The sequence below is a fragment of the Kitasatospora sp. NPDC029312 genome (genome assembly GCF_055569215.1).
In genome coordinates, this window is record NZ_JBVHXY010000001.1 from 148,101 (window position 1) to 163,501 (window position 15,401).

A 15,401-nucleotide genomic window follows, 5' to 3' on the forward strand; every position below is an offset into this window, starting at 1 on the left:
GGGGGCTGCTGTGTTCGCCGCGCTGTTGCGGGAACGACGACTGTCGGCTGGGTGGAGCCAGGACGAGCTGGCGGAGCGTTCGGGGGTGTCGGCGCGATCGATCAGCGCCCTGGAGGCGGGCGGGCGCCGACCGCGGATGTCCTCGGTGCTCCGGCTGGCCGAGGCGCTCGGGCTGGACCCGGACACCCGCGCCGCGTGGCTGACGGCGGCCCGGGACGCGGACCCGCGGGACGCGCAGGGTGCGGGCGGGCCGGGCGCGCGGACGGCCCCGGTGCGCGCCGGAATTGCCGCCGCCGCCTCGCAGGCCGTTGCGCCCGGCTCCACTGCGCCCGGCCCGGGTTCGCCCCGCTCCGTGCCGCCCGGCTCCGCCATGGTCACCGGCCCGCAGCAACTGCCGATGGCCGTCCGGCACTTCACCGGCCGCGCCCACGAGCTCCGGGTGCTCGACCGGCTGCTGGCCGACGTGACCCCCGGCTGCGGCGCGGTGGTGATCTCGGCGATCGCCGGCACCGCAGGCGTCGGCAAGACCACCCTGGCGGTGCACTTCGCGCACCGGGTGGCCGAGCACTTCCCCGACGGCCAGCTGTTCGCCAACCTGCGCGGCTTCGACCCCGCCAGGGCGCCGGTCGACGCCGCCGACGTGGCCCGCGGCTTCCTGGACGCGCTGGGCGTTCCGGCCCACCGCATCCCCGCCGACCCGGACGGGCAGCTCGCGCTGCTGCGCAGCCGGCTGGCCGGCACCCGGACGCTGATCGTCCTCGACAACGCCCGCGAGGCGGAGCAGGTCCGCCCGCTGCTGCCCGGCTCCACCACCTGCCTGGTCGTGGTCACCAGCAGGAACCGGATGCCCGGGCTGGTCGCCCTGGACGGCGCCGTACCGCTGACCCTGGACGTGCTCCCGCCCGCGGAGGCGCGCGAGCTGCTCGCCCGCCGCCTGGGCGCCGGGGTGGTCGAGGAGCAGCGGGAGGCGGCCGACGAGCTGATCGAGCTGTGCGCCCGGCTGCCGCTCGCGCTGAACATCGCCGCCGCCCGGGCGGCCGAGGACCCCGGCACCCCGCTCGGCGTGTGGGTCAGCGAACTGCGCGACTCCCGGGTGCGTCTGGACCTCCTGTCGGCCGGTGACAGCCACGCCGACGTGCGGGGCGTGTTCTCCTGGTCCTACCGCGCGCTGGCCCCGCAGGCCGCCCGGCTGTTCCGGCTGCTCGGCCTGCACCCGGGACCGCACGTCAGCGCGGCAGCGGCCGCGAGCCTCGCGGGCCTGCCGCTGTCCGAGACCCGCGCCCTGCTGGAGGACCTGCACCGCGCCCACCTGATCGCCGCCCCGGAGCGGGGCCGGTACACCTTCCACGACCTGCTGCGCGCCTACGCGGCCGAGCAGGCGGCCGCGTTCGAGTCCCCGGAGGGGCAGGCCGGGGCGACCCTGCGGATGTTCGACCACTACCTGCACACCGCGCACCGCGCCGGCTGCCTCGCCTACGCCGACGACGCCTCGTGGCAGCCGCTCGACCTCGCCGAACCGGCCGCCGGGGTGACGCCCGAGGACCCGGCCGACCGGCAGCGGGCGCTCGCCTGGTACCGGGACGAGCAGCCGGTGCTGGAGCGGGTCGTCGACGCGGCGCACCGGGCCGGGGCCGACCTCCACGCCTGGCAGCTCGTCGGCGCGCAGGTCGCCTACCTGCTCAAGTCGGGGCTGTGGCAGCAGTGGCAGCGGGCGAGCGAGATCGCGCTGGCCGCCGCCGAACGCACCGGAGACCTCCGCCACCAGGCCCACGCCCACCGCTGGCTCGGCCAGGTGCACCGCTCCCAGGACCGCCAGCCCGAGGCCCAGCGCGAACTGCTGCTGGCCCTGGAGCAGTTCGAGGCGCTCGGCGACCGGCCGCGCCAGGGCAGGACCCAGCTCGACCTCGCCATCGCCCACGGCGAGGTGCGGGCCAACGCCGAGGCGGTGGCGGAGTCCCGCCGGGCCCTGGACCTGTTCCAGGCCCTCGGGGACGCCTCCGGGCAGGCCCTCGCGCTCAACAGCATCGGCTGGTACCTGGCGCAGCAGGGCGAGCTGCGGGAGGGGCTCCCGTACTGCCGGCGCGGACTGGAACTGGCCCGCGAGGCGGGCAACCTGCCCGGACAGTCGTCCATCTGGGACAGCATCGGCTTCATCCACCACCAGCTCGGCGAGTACCACGAGGCGCTGCCCGCCTACCACGAATCGCTGCGCCTGCGTCAGGCGGTCGGCGACTACTTCCTCCAGGCCGACATCCACACCCACATCGGCGACACCGAGCTCGCCCTCGGCGACGTCGAGGCCGCCCGCAGCTCCTGGATGCGGAGCCTCGCCATCCTGGAGGACCTGCAGCACCGCGACGCCGAGGCGGTACGGGCCCGGCTGAACGCGCTCACCGGGCCGGCGCGGCCCGACGGAGCGGAGCACCCGGCCGCGGAACCGACCTGACGGCGTCCCGCCTGCGGCCCGGGAGGGGGCCCTTTCGCGGGCCGGCGGTGAACCGGGCCGTGTGCGGCGCCCGTAGCACCGGTGTGGGCGCGCACCGGTGGGTGCCTCCGACGGCCGGGAAGGGGGCCGGATGCGGCCCCGACGCGGCCGGGTGCGGGCGCGGCCGTCCGCGGCCGGGCGGCTGTCGGCGCCGCCGGGGGCGGGCCGTGCGACGAAACCCTCCGTCCGCCCGGCCGCCGCTCGGTACCGTCGTACCGTGGCACCCGGCGCGCGCCGAGTGCCACCGAGGTCGGACGGGCGCGGATCCCGTGAACGGGACGGTGGAGGGACACGGGATGGATGCGGACGGGCCCGAGGCGCGCGAGTTCGTCGAGGCCCTGGTGCGGGCGGGGGTGCCGGAGCTGTCCGAACTCCCGGAGGTGCCGGGGCCGCCCGGCCTGCCGGTGCCGGAGGGTACGGCCGAGGCGGTGACCGCGGTGGCTCGGCGGCTGGCCCTGCGGGCGGCGCCGGAGGGCCGGTGGAGACCGGAGCCGACGCCGGGGCTGCTGGGGGTGGCGCGGGCGCTGGTGGTGGACGAGCACCCGTCGGCGCCGGGGTGGACGGTGGCGCAGAGGGAGCGGTTGGCGACGTGGGTCGCGGTGCTGATCGAGCACCGGGGCGAGGACGGGGTCGAGGAGTTCGTCCGGGCGCTCAACCGGGCGTGAGCCGTCCGTTCCGTCGGCGGCACTCCGGGACGGCCCGGGTGCCCCGGGCCGGGCGTTGGCGAATCGTTGGTGCGGCCTTGGCGGTGTCCGACAGGCTGGTTGCGCAGCCGCCGGGGACCGATGGCGGATGCCCTGCCGTGCCCTTGCCCGACCTGAGAGGTAGCGCGTGTCGAAGCCGTCAGCCGCCCAGCCCGTACCCGTCGTCCAGCCGTCCGCCGGCCCGCAGACCGCCGTCGCGGCGACGCCCCGGCCGACCCTCGCCCCCGAGACCGTGGCCGAGATCCACCGGTTGCACGGGGGCTACCTGCTGCGCGCCCTGCTGCGGGCCACCGGCGGTGACCGGGGCAAGGCCGAGGACATCCTCCAGGAGACCCTGCTGCGCGCCTGGCAGCACCCGGAGGCGCTGGCCAACGGCCCGGAGCACAGCCGCCCCTGGCTGTTCACGGTGGCCCGGCGGATCGCGATCGACCACTACCGGATGGCCGCCGCCCGCGCCAAGGAGGTGATCGGCGAGCCGGTGGAGGACCGGCCGCTCGCCGAGGACCCGTACGAGCAGGTGGTGGTCGCCCGGGACATCGCGCTGGCGCTGCGGCGGGTGCAGAAGCACCACCGTGAGGTGCTGGTCGAGCTGCACCTGGAGGACCGCTCGGTGCAGGAGGCGTCGGCCAGGCTGGGGGTGCCGCCCGGGACAATCAAGTCCCGGAACTTCTACGCGGTCCGGGCGCTGCGGCCGGTCCTGGCGGCGGAGCACGGCTACGCGCCGGCCGGCCGCTGAGGCGGAGCCGGGACGGTGCGCGGTCCGACCCGTACGGTGGTCCGCGTACCGCGTACCGCGTACCGCGTACCGCGTACCGCGTACCGCGTACCGCGCACCGCGCGCCACCGCGCCGGTCAGGCGCCGGTCAGGCGCTGGTCTCCAGCCGGTCGGTGCGCAGCATCAGCGAGGCTTCCAGCCCGGCGGTGAACTCGCTGCGGTAGCCCGCGAGCCGTTCGTGCCGGCGGAAGCGGTCGAGGGCCGAGCAGAGCCGCTCCCGGACGTCCGGTCCGCGCCCGTGGGCCAGCAGGCGGGCGGCGTAGGACTGCTCGGCGACGGCGTGCAGGTAGAGCAGGCCGGCCTCCTCGCAGGCGGCGAGCACCCGGTGCCAGGCGAGGTCGGCGGCGCTGTCCCGGACGGCCGGTGACATGGCCTGGGCCTCCGTCAGCAGTGACCACAGGTGCACCTGGGTGACGGGCAGCGGCGGCAGCAGCTCCCTGGCCTCCCGGGAGCGGCGGCGGGCGGTCTCCGGATCGCCGGCGGCGAGGCTCACGCAGCCCTGGTGGACCAGGGCGTCGACGAGGCGGCGGCGGTTCCCGGACTCGACGGCGAGCGCGGTGGCGGCGGTCGCCAGCCGCAGTGCCTCGGCGACGTCGCCGAGCATCGCGGTGACCAGCCCGAGGGTGGCGAGCGCCCGGACGTGCGCGGAGGTGGCGGCGGGCTCTCCCGCCGGAGCGGACTCCGCGGCGGCCACGGCCCTGCGCGCGGCGTCGGCGGACTCCCGGCGGCGTTCGAGGGCGAGGAGGGCCTGCGCCCGGCAGTTGTGCAGGAAGGCCGTGGCGACGGGATCGCCGCACCGCTCGGCGGCCGCGAGGCCGGTTTCGGCGCGGGCGAGCCAGTCGGTGAAGCGGCTGGCGCCGTAGTAGAGCGAGCCGGTCGTCAGGGCGAGTCGCCAGGCCCGTCCGGGGTCGGTGACCGCCGCGTCGTCGATGAGCGCCCGGATCGCGGGCTCCTCGGCGTGGAACCAGCCGAGCGCGGCGCGGATGTCGGCGGCGGGCGGCAGGGCGTACGGCGGGCGGGAAGGACCGGTGGCCTCCTCCTGACCGGGGTCGAGATAGCTGCCGCAGTGCTGCAGGGCGGCCTGGTAGTAGTCCAGCAGGCGTTGGCGGGCCTGCTGCCGGCGTTCCTCGGGCCACCCGGCGAACAGGTCGACGCTGAACAGTCGGACCAGGTCGGTGCGGTGGAGGCGGCCGGGGGCGGCTCCGGTGAGCAGGTGGTGGGAGGCCAGTTCACCGAGTGCCCGGTGCGCGGTGGCGGTGTCGGTGCCGAGCAGCGCCGCGCTCGCCGGCGCGTCCACCTCCTGGCCGGGGTGGACGGCGAGCAGGGCGAGGAGGTCCTGTGCCGTGGGGGAGAGCCGACGGAGCGTCAGCCGTAGCCGGGCGCGGACGCCGGTGGCCGCGTCGAGGTCCAAGGCGGCCAGTCGGCTGACCTCGTCGGCGAGTTCGTCCGCCAGTTCGGCGACCGACCAGGTCGGGTGGGTGGCCAGCCGGGCGGCGGCGATCCGCAGGGCGAGCGGCAGGTGCTCGCACAGTCGGGCGAGCCGGGCGGTGTCCTCCGGTTCGGCGCGCAGCCGTTCGGCGGGCAGGAGCCGCTCGAGCAGGCGCAGGGCGTCGTCCTCGGGCAGTGGGGTCAGGCGCAGCAGGGCGGCGGCGTCGGTGGCGACCAGTTCCTCCAGCGCGCCCCGGCTGGTCACCACGGCGGCGCAGTCCGGGCCCTCGGGCAGCAGATCGGTGAGCTGGCCGGCGTCGGCGGCGTCGTCCAGGACCACCAGCAGGCGTCGGCCCCGGGTGAGTTCGCGGTACAGCGCCGCCCGTCCGGCCCGGCCGTCGGGGAGGGCGCCGTCGGGGACGCCGAGGGCGGCCAGGAGGCGGCCGAGGACGGCGCCGGGCTCGGCGGGCCCGGCCGGGTCGAGGCCGCCCAGGTCGGCGTGGAGCAGCCCGTCCGGGAAGCGGTCGGCGGCCCGGTGGGCCCAGGCGGTGACCAGCGTGCTCTTGCCGACCCCGGCCGGGCCGACCACCAGCGCGGGGCCGTCGGTCGCCCGGTCGGGGGTGCAGGCGCGGTCCAGCCAGGCGAGTTCCGCTTCCCGCCCGACCAGCTCGACGCGCCGGCGGGGGAGGTGCCGGGGGATCCGCGCCTCCGGTCGGGCGGCGGGCGGCTGGTGCGGCCGGTCCTCCGCGAGGACCTCGGTGAGCGCCGCCTGCAGTGCGGGCCCGGGGTGGATGCCCAGTTCGCGGTCCAGGCGCAGCCGGGCCCGGTGGTAGGCGGTCAGCGCGTCGGCGGGCCGTCCGGCCTGCCGCAGACACCGCATCAGCAGGGCCACCAGCTCCTCGCGCAGCCCGTCCCGGCGGACGCTCTGCTCCAGCAGGGGTACCGCCGCCGCGCCGGTGCCGTGGCGCAGCCGCAGTCCGGCCCAGCGCAGCAGGGCGGTGGTGCTGGACTGCTTGAGCTGGTCGGCCGCGGCGGCGCGCGGCGCGGTGTCCGGCAGGTCGGTCAGGGCCTCGCCGCGCCACAGCTGCAGCGCCTCCTCCAGCAGCGCGATCGCCCCGGCGTCGTCGCCCTGGTCGGCCCGCTCCTCGGCCTGCCGGGTCAGGGCCTCGAAGCGCAGCGCGTCGACCCGGTCGGCCGGGCCGGTCAGCAGGTAGCCCGACGCCCGGGTGTGCAGCTCGAACGGGGTGTCGGCGAGCACCTTGCGCAGCGCGGCGACATGGCCCTGGACCGCGGCCCGCGCACTGGTCGGCGGATCGTCCCCCCAGAGCAGCTCGCAGAACTGCTCCACGGTGACCAGCCGCCCCAGCCGTAGCGCCGGCAGCGCGAGGACGGCCCGCCGCTGTGCTCCCGCCAGCGTGGCGAAGCCGCCCGCCGCGACCCGTAGTTCCACGGGCCCGAGGAGCCGTATCCCCACCACTACCCCCACCCTGCCGCAGCCCGAACATCCGAGGTCGGCCCCCCGGGGTGGTGCAGTGTAGTGCGTACACGCCCGTGGATCGGACGCTCACCACCGGCAGGGGCCTCACCGGTAGAGAGCCCCGAGGGGTGCGAGATGGTTGCCTCCGGTCCGGGAGCGGTCCGGCCGGGGTGGTCCGCCTGAACCGGCCCGGCCCGGCCCGGCGTACCTTCCGTATGGTGGTCGGAACGCCCCGGGACGGACGGGACACGTCGGAGCCGGGGAGGGGACAGCGTGGAGATCGGACTGCTCGGGCCGATGACGGTCCGTCGCCCGGACGGACGGGTGGTCACGCCCTCGGCGCCGAAGCGACGGGCGCTGCTGAGCGCGCTGGCGGTACGGCTGAACCAGGCGGTGGGCGGCGACGAGCTGATCGAGCTGGTCTGGGACGGCGTCGCCCCGCCGACCGCCCGGGCGGCGCTGCAGGGGCACGTGGCGGCGCTGCGGCAGCTGTTGGACGATCCCCGGCTGGTGCTCGGCACCCGGGGGAGCGGGTACGTCCTGGAGGGGGACGCGGATCGGGTCGACGTGGTGCGCTTCGGCTCGCTCTGCGACCGGGCGGGGGTGCTGCTGCCCCGGCCCGCCGCCGACCCGGCGCCGAACGCTCCGTCACGGAACCTCTTGGCGCCGAACGTTGCCGAGTCGAACGTTGCAGAGCCGAACGCTGCGGCACCGAACGGCCTGGCCGCGAACCGGACGTCGGGCGACCCGGCCGTGCCGCTGCTGCGGGCCGCCCTCGACCTGTGGCACGGCCCGGCCCTGGCCGACTGCGGGTCCGCGCTGCTGCGCGAGCGCACCCTCCCGTACCTGACCGACCTGCGGCTGCGCGCCCTGGACCGGCTGGCCGAGGCGCTGCTCCGGGCCGGTCGCGGCGGCGAGCTGATCGCCGAGCTGGTCGAGGCGGCCGAGGCGCACCCGACCCGGCAGACGCCGGCCGCCCGGCTGGCCGAGTGCCTGGAACAGGCCGGGCGCGGCGCCGAGGCCCGGGACTGGTACGGGCGCGCGGCGGCCCGGCCCCCCGCCCCGACCGGGCCGGGGCCGGGCCCGCGGCGCTCGGCCCCGCCCGACCGCCGTTTCGTCGGCCGGGCCGCCGAGACCGCCCGGCTGCACGAGGCGCTGGCCCTCGCCGCCGACACCGGCCGCCCGATCCTGGTCACCGGCCCGGCCGGGGTGGGCAAGACCGCGCTGGTCCGGCACTGGGCGGGGCAGCGCTTCCCGGACGGCGTGCTCCACGCCGACCTGCGCGGCTTCGACCCGGACGGGCCGCGCCGCCCAGCCGACGTGCTGGGCGAGCTCCTCGCTGACCTCGGCGTCGCCGCGGACGCCGTGCCCGCCGGGGCGGCCGAGCGCGCCGTCCGCTACCGCGAACTCCTGTCCGGCCGACGCGCATTGGTCCTGCTGGACGACGCCGCCTCGTACCAGCAGCTCGCCCCGCTGCTGCCCGGCCACTCGGCGCAGGGGCCCGGCCCGGTCACCGTCGTCACCAGTCGCAGCCGCCTGCGCGAGCTGCTGGTCCACGAGGACGCCCTGGTCCTGCCGCTCGGCCCGCTCACCGCCGAGGACGCCCAGGCCCTGCTCGCCCGCACCCTGGGCCCGGAGGGCCCGGGCCGCCCGGCCGCCGCGCCCGAGGCGGTCGCCGAACTCGCCGAACGCTGCGACCACGTACCGCTCGCCCTGCGGCTCGCCGCCGCCCGGCTGGCCGCCCGCCCGGACTGGTCCCCGGCCGACCTCGTCGCCGAACTCGTCGACGAGCAGACCGGCCTGGACGCCCTGGCCGGCACCGCCCGCGGCCCGCTCGGCATCACCGCCGCGCTGGACCGGACGTACCGGACGCTGCCGCCCGCCGCCGCCCGGCTGTTCACCCTGCTCGGCCTGCATCCCGGCGCCGTCCTCGACACCGCCACCGCCGCCGCCCTCGCCGACCTCCCGAAGGGCGCCACCCGCACCCTGCTGGCCGCCCTCGACGGCGTCCACCTGCTGGAGGAGGTCAGCCCCGGCCGCTTCGCCCGCCGCGAGCTGGTCCGCCGCTACGCCGCCCGGCAGGCCGCCGAACTCGACTGCGAGGAGCGGTTCGGCGCCCTCGACCGCCTGATCGCCCACTACCTGGAACTCACCGCCGGCTGGGCGGCCGAGGGCTCGGCCCCCGGCGGCGGCGCGCGGGCGGCGGCCTGGTTCCGCCGTGAGGAGAGCGCGCTGCGGGCCGTGGTGCTCTGCGCCGAACAGTACGGACGCACCGTCGCGGCCTGGCAACTCGCCCACCGGATCAGCCGGTTGTACGAGACCACCGGTCACGAGCGGACGCACTGGCGGGCCGTCGCCGAGGCCGGGCTGCGGGCCGCGCACAGCGACCGGGACGAGGCGGCCGTGGCCCGGCTCGGCGCCGACCTGGCCGTCCTGCACGTCGACCGGGCGGCCCACCGCACCGCCGTCGAGCACCTGGAGCGGGCGGTGGCGGCCGCCGACCGGGCCGGGGACGCCGAGCTGCGCCACCAGTGCCGCAGCCGGGTCGCCGCCGCGCTGCTGCGCGCGGGACGGTACGACCGGGCGGTGCCCATCCTCACCGACCTGGTGACCGCGGCCCGCACCGCGGCCGCCGACCACCTGCTGGTCCGCTCGCTCACCGACCTCGCCGACGCCCTGCTGGCGGCCGGGGACCCGGAGCGGGCGCTCGTCCACGCCGACGAGGCCGTGCGCACCGCCACCGCCCGGGCCGCCGGCGCGGAGGCGGTGCTCGCCACCCACAGCCGGGCCCGCGCGCTGCACGCCCTGGGCCGGCGGGACGCCGCGCTGTCCTCGGCCCAGCTGGCCGTCGCGCTGGGGCGGACCGTCGGCGACGCCGCCGTGGAGGCGCGGTCCCACGGGCTGCTCGCGGACCTGCTGTTCGAACTCGGCCGGTGCGACGAGGGCGCGGAGGCCAGACGGCGGGAGCGGACGCTGGTCGAGGGCGAGCGCTGAGGGCGGGCCCTGCCTCACGCCTCCGCCCTCCCGCGTTCCGTCTCGCCCCGCCACGCTCCGCCCCGCGCTTCCGCCTTCCGTCCCCCGCCCTACCCCGCGCTTCCGCCTTCTGCCCGCCGCCTCCCTCCGGCAGGCAGAAGGATCGGCAGTTCCGATGAGCGGAAGTGTGCCGCGGCCGCCGGCGGAACGGCGCGGTCCCCGCAGGTCAGAATCAGGTTACGAACGGCTGTCCAGTCGGGGCATACTTCTGCCTGAGCGAAGACTGCCCGGCGTTGGGTCCGGCAGAAGTGCGGGGCTGACGGCGTGATCGGGGACGGGCGGGCATGACGGCTGGGAGCGGCACGGCGGCGGGCAGCGGCGGATTCGGCGGTCTACTGGCCGGGTACCGTGTCGCGGCGGCCCTCACCCAGGAGGAGCTGGCGGTCACCGCCGGGGTCAGCCTGCGCGCCCTCGGCGACATGGAGCGCGGGCGCACCCGCGGGCCGCAGCGGCGCACCGTCCGGGCGCTGGCCGCCGCCCTGCGGCTGGACGATGCCCAGGCGGCGGCCCTGGAGCACGCCGCGCAGTCCGGCCGCCCCCGGGGCGCCCGTCAGACGTCCGCCCAGCTGCCCGCGCCGACACCCGGCCGGGCACCCGCCGCCGCGGGCCCGGCCGAAGCGGCGGCACCGGCAGCGCCCGTGGCACCCGCGCCACCCGCAGGCCCGCTGCCCCCGACACCCGGTGCCCTCGCCCTGCCGCGCGACATCGCCGACTTCACCGCCCGCGAGGAGGCCTTCGAAGCCCTCGCCGCCCTGGCCGCGGACGAACACCCCACCCACCCCCGGGTGGTGCTGATCAGCGGCCAGCCCGGCCTGGGCAAGACCGCCTTCGCCCTGCACGCCGCCCACGCCCTGGCCCGGCACTTCCCGGACGGCCAACTCTCCCTCGACCTCGGCGGCATGGCCGCCACCCCGCTGCCCGCCCGCGAGGCCCTCGGCCAGGTGCTGCGCGCCCTCGGCGTCGCCGATTCCGCCGTGCCGGCCGGGACGGAGGAGCGGGCCGGCCTCTACCGGGCGCTGGTCCGCGACCGGCGGCTCCTGCTGGTGCTGGACAACGCCGCCGACGAGAGCCAGGTGCGCCCGCTGCTGCCCGGCTCCGGGCCGGCCGTGACCATCCTGACCAGCCGGGCCGCCCTGCCCGGTCTGGAGTCGGTGCACCGGTTGCACCTGGACGTGCTCGCCCCGGCCGAGGCGGTGGGACTGCTCGCCCGGATCGCCGGGCCCGAACGGATCGAGGCCGCGCCCGACGCGGCCGCCGAACTGGCCCGGCTCTGCGGCCGCCTCCCGCTCGCGCTGCGGATCGCCGGCCAGCGGCTGGTCGCCCGCCCGCAGCAGCCGGTGGCCCAGCTGGTGCGTCAACTCGCCGCCGAGGAACACCGGCTGGACCTGCTGGCGACCGGTGACCTGGGAGTCCGCCCGGCCTTCGAACTCTCCTACCGCAAGCTCTCGGCCGAGGCACAACTCGTGCTGCGCCGCTGCGCGTTGACCGCCGGACGGGACGTCACCGCCGCCGTGCTCGCCGCCTACGCGGGCCTGTCACCGGTGCGCACCGAACTCCTCCTGGAGGAGCTCGTCGACGCCGGGCTGGTGCAGCCCGCGACGGCGGAGCGCTACCGCCTGCACGACCTGGTGCGGCTGTACGCGGGGGAGCGGCTGGCCGCCGACGAGCCGGCCGAGGCCGTCGCCGAGGCCCGTACGGCGGCCGGGCGCCTGCTGCTGCGCCAGGCGGCGGCCCACGGCCTGCGGTTCGATCCCGACCACGAGCCGGACCATGCGTCCTACCACGAGCCGGGCCGCGAGCTGGGTCACGAGCCGGGCCACGAGCCGGGCCGCGCGCCGGGCCACGAGCCGGGCCGCGCGCCGGGCCATGCGCCGGACCGCGCTCCGGACGGCCCGCCGCAGGTGTCGCTCACCGAGGCCGCGCGCTGGCTGGAGGAGGAGCACCCGGAGTGGCTGGCGGCGCTGTACCGGGCGCAGCGGGAGGGCCGCCACCGGGAGGTGATCGACACCGCCGAGGCCATGCACTGGTTCTCCGACCGTCTGCTGAGCTGGGACCTCTGGGGCGAGGTGTTCCAGCTCTCGGTGGACGCCGCCCGGGCCTGCGGCGACCGCCGGGCCGAGACCGTGCACCTGAACTACCTGGCCTGGACGTACATCACCTGCCTGCACCGCTACCAGCGCGGCATCGAACTCGCCCAGGAGGCACTGGAGCTGGCCCGGAGCCTGGACGACGCCGAGCAGCAGGGCTGGGCGCTCACCTACCTCGCCTCCGGTCAGCGGCAGTCGCAGCGGTACCACGAGGCGAGCGAGAGCTACCAGCGGGCGGCGCGGGCCTTCGCCGCCGTCGACAACCGGGCCTCGGCGATCGGCCGCCTGGTCACTCTGCGCGGGGCCGCGACCTGCCTGCGCAACCTGGGCCGGGCCGATGAGGCGTTGGACTCGCGGCGGCGCGCGCTGGCGGGCGCGCTGGAGCTGGTGGAGCGCTGGTCCTCGCCGCTGATGCACCTGCTGGCCGCCATGACGGCGCACGAACTCGGCCAGGACCGCGCGGCGTTGAAGCTCTGGCCGGCCGCCGAGAAGGCCTACCGGCAGGCGCTCGTCCACTACGAGGCGATCGGACGCCCGGACAGCATGACGAAGACGCTGACCGAGCTGGGGACCGCCCTGATCGAGCAGGGCCGGGCGGACGAGGCCAGGGAGATCCTCACCGAGGCGCTCACCGATCTGAGCGCGGACGGCGACCGCCCCGGCCGGGTCGCACCGTAGGTCCGGTGCCCGGCCGGGGCGGTGCGCCGCTCAGGGGCGCGGCCGGTCAGATCCGGGTGTCCTCGACCACCGGCAGGCCCTGGTCCGCCCCGTCCTGCGGCACGAAGGCCATGCGCGGTGCGGCGGGCGGCTTCTTGCCGCAGAAGGCCGGCTCCAGCGTGTTCATCAGCCCCTGGGTGACCGCGCCGTTGTTGGAGGCGTTGGCGAACACGACCACGCTGCGCTGCCCGTCCGGCGTGGCGAAGGACTGGGTCTGGTAGCCCTGGACGATGCCGCCGTGCCCGTACACGTCCCCGCAGGAGAGCGAGATGCGCCGCAGCCCCAGCCCGTAGCCGATCTTCGCGGTCGGGGTCGGCAGCACGGCCTCCATCTGCCGCAGCGAGGCGTCGGAGACCAGGCCGCCGTCGCTCCCCGCCACCAGTGCGGTGAGGAAGCGGTCGAGGTCCTCGGCGGAGGAGATGACGGCTCCGGCGCTCCAGACCCAGGAGCCGTTCTGCAGGGTGGAGTCGAGCAGCGGCTTGGTCCGGTCGTCGTTGGTGAGGTAGCCGGTGATGTGGGCGCCCCTGATCCGCTGGTCGGGGACCACGAAGGAGGTCTTGTGCAGGCCCAGCGGCTCCAGGATCCGCTCGCGCAGCACGTCCGGGTACGGGCGGCCGGTGAGGTGCTCGACGGCGAGGCCCAACAGGACGAAGTCGGTGTTGGAGTAGGAGTAGCGGGTCCCGGGGGTGTACTGCTGGCCGTGCTTGACCGACATGGCCACCAGGTCCGCCGGTGCGTACACCTTGGTGCGGATGCGGGCCTCGAAGGCGCTGGTGGTCTCCTCGCCGGGCTGCTCCAGCAGGTCGTTGGTGTGGTCGTAGATGCCCGCGCGGTGTTCCATCACCTGGCGGCCGGTCATCGTCCAGCCGTCCGGGAGGGTGCCGGCCGGCAGGTAGTCGCGCAGCGGCTTGTCCAGGTCGATGCGGCCCTCCTCCGCCAGCTGCATCACGAGAACGGCCGTGAACATCTTGCTGTTGCTGCCGACCCGGAACCTCCATGAGGAGTTCATCGAGGTGCCGTCAAGGTTCGCCTGGCCGACGGAGACCGACCGGGTCCGCTCGGCCCCGTCGTGGTCGCGGATGACCGCGAAGGCACCCGGGGCGCCGGCGGTCATGGTGGCCTGAAGTGCGCTGAGCACCCCGGCGGTGTCCGGTACGGGCAGAGCGGTGCCGTCCCGGTCGGCGGCCAGGGCGGGTACGGTGCCGGTCGCCGCCAGGACGGCAGCGGCGGCGGCCACCGCGAAGGGACGCAACAGACTGGTCTTCGCCATGTTCCTCGGCTCTCTCACGAGCTGACGCGGCGTCCGGATGCGCCGCTCGAAGATCACTATCACCGCCCGGGCGGCCTGAGGCAATCTGAACCGGACCGCCCGCATCGTCCGTTGTCAGCCGCTGTGCCGGCGCCTTGCCGGGCACTTCGCCGGGCACTTCGCCGGGCGCTCTGCCCGGCGCTTCGCTGGGCGCCGTGCCGGGCACACCGTCCGTTTCCCGGCTCGGAGACAAGGTTTCACCTCCCGCCGTCTACCCGCGTCGAGGGCCGTGCCCGCATGCTGTTCAGGCACTCTGCTCGCCTCCCTGCGCGACGCACCACGCTCCCTCAGTGACTTCCCCTCACCGAACCCGGAGTCCCCATGTTCGTGGCCACCTCCGCGCGCCGGGCCGGCGCCCTGCTGCTGGCCGGCGCCGGCCTGATAGCCGGCACCGCCCACGCCACCGCCGACGCCACCGGCCCGTACACCGCGGTCGTCTTCCCCGACCAGGACCATACGGTGGTCTACGACCTGATCGGCTCGGCGACCAGGACCGTCGACGTCACCATGTACGAGCTGAGCGACACCACGGCCGTCAACGCCCTGATCGCCCGGCAGCGCGCCGGGGTCAAGGTCCGGGTGATCCTGGACGGCCGGCACACCTCGGTCAACGGCTCCGCCTACAACGCGCTGCAGTCGGCCGGCATCGGCGTGACGTACTCCTCCTCGGCGTTCGTCTACACCCACCAGAAGACCGTCACCGTGGACGGCGCCACATCGCTGATCATGACCGGCAACCTGGACGCGGCCTACTACGCGAACGACCGCGACTACGGCGTCATCGACACCGACGCCGACGATGTCGCCGCGATCGAGCGGGTCTTCGCCGCCGACTACGCCAAGACCTCGATCACCCCGTCGGACGGCGACAACCTGGTCTGGTCGCCCACCGACTCGCAGACCCGGCTGCTGGCGCTGATCAACGGCGCGCAGACTACGCTGGACGTAGAACAACTGGAGTTCGGCGACGCGGCCCTGGTGGACGCGATCACCGCCGCCGCCGGGCGCGGGGTCACCGTGCGGGTCGTCGGCATGAACCCGGACACCTACGGTCCCCAGTTCGACCAGGTCACCGCCGCCGGTGCCAGGGTGGTCACCTACTCCTCCACCACCGGCCCGTACATCCACGCCAAGGCCGTCGTCGCCGACCACGGCACCGCCACGGCCAAGGTGTTCGCCGGCTCGGAGAACTTCTCCGACAACTCGCTGAACCACAACCGCGAGCTGGGGCTGATCGTCTCGGACGCCGGAGTGCTCGACACCGTCGAGTCGACCTTCGCCACCGACTTCGCCAACGGCAGCCCCTACTAGGCCGTTCGTGAACGCCCGAGAGCCGACAGCGCATCACCTCCCGGTCCCTCCATCCCGCCATGGCCCCATCTCCAT

8 protein-coding genes are annotated in these 15,401 nt (G+C 76.3%); 6 read left to right on the top strand and 2 right to left on the bottom strand.

Going from position 1 to position 15,401, the window contains the following annotated elements; genetic code table 11:
- Window positions 1-10 precede the first annotated feature (10 nt).
- From ACZ4WV_RS00650 to ACZ4WV_RS00660, 3 genes are all read left to right on the top strand, one after another.
- Window positions 11-2,446 (top strand): ATP-binding protein, encoded by a 2,436-nt coding sequence (locus tag ACZ4WV_RS00650; protein WP_465741654.1) that lies wholly within the window; start codon window positions 11-13, stop codon window positions 2,444-2,446.
- Between the two features lie 335 nt (window positions 2,447-2,781).
- Window positions 2,782-3,150: a hypothetical protein gene (locus ACZ4WV_RS00655; protein WP_465741309.1), complete on the top strand. Its 369-nt coding sequence runs from the start codon at window positions 2,782-2,784 to the stop codon at window positions 3,148-3,150.
- Window positions 3,151-3,316: 166 nt separating this feature from the next.
- A complete protein-coding gene (locus ACZ4WV_RS00660) occupies window positions 3,317-3,925 on the top strand; it encodes a sigma-70 family RNA polymerase sigma factor (RefSeq protein ID WP_465741311.1) in 609 nt (202 codons plus the stop codon).
- Between the two features lie 127 nt (window positions 3,926-4,052).
- On the opposite strand, the gene ACZ4WV_RS00665 is transcribed toward ACZ4WV_RS00660, so the two are convergent.
- Window positions 4,053-6,842, bottom strand: coding sequence for an AfsR/SARP family transcriptional regulator (locus tag ACZ4WV_RS00665; RefSeq protein ID WP_465741313.1), 2,790 nt, complete (start codon window positions 6,840-6,842; stop codon window positions 4,053-4,055).
- A 300-nt stretch (window positions 6,843-7,142) separates the two neighbouring features.
- On the opposite strand from ACZ4WV_RS00665, the gene ACZ4WV_RS00670 reads away from it, so the two are divergent.
- Window positions 7,143-9,863: an AfsR/SARP family transcriptional regulator gene (locus tag ACZ4WV_RS00670; protein ID WP_465741315.1), complete on the top strand. Its 2,721-nt coding sequence runs from the start codon at window positions 7,143-7,145 to the stop codon at window positions 9,861-9,863.
- Between the two features lie 323 nt (window positions 9,864-10,186).
- A complete protein-coding gene (locus ACZ4WV_RS00675; RefSeq protein WP_465741317.1) occupies window positions 10,187-12,667 on the top strand; it encodes a tetratricopeptide repeat protein in 2,481 nt (826 codons plus the stop codon).
- A 46-nt stretch (window positions 12,668-12,713) separates the two neighbouring features.
- Here ACZ4WV_RS00675 and ACZ4WV_RS00680 read toward each other — a convergent pair whose 3' ends face one another.
- A complete protein-coding gene (locus ACZ4WV_RS00680) occupies window positions 12,714-13,976 on the bottom strand; it encodes a serine hydrolase domain-containing protein (RefSeq protein ID WP_465741319.1) in 1,263 nt (420 codons plus the stop codon).
- A gap of 360 nt (window positions 13,977-14,336) precedes the next feature.
- Here ACZ4WV_RS00680 and ACZ4WV_RS00685 point away from each other — a divergent pair, with 360 nt between their 5' ends.
- Window positions 14,337-15,326, top strand: a complete 990-nt coding sequence (locus ACZ4WV_RS00685) for a phospholipase D-like domain-containing protein (RefSeq protein WP_465741321.1) — start codon at window positions 14,337-14,339, stop codon at window positions 15,324-15,326.
- Window positions 15,327-15,401: the final 75 nt, after the last annotated feature.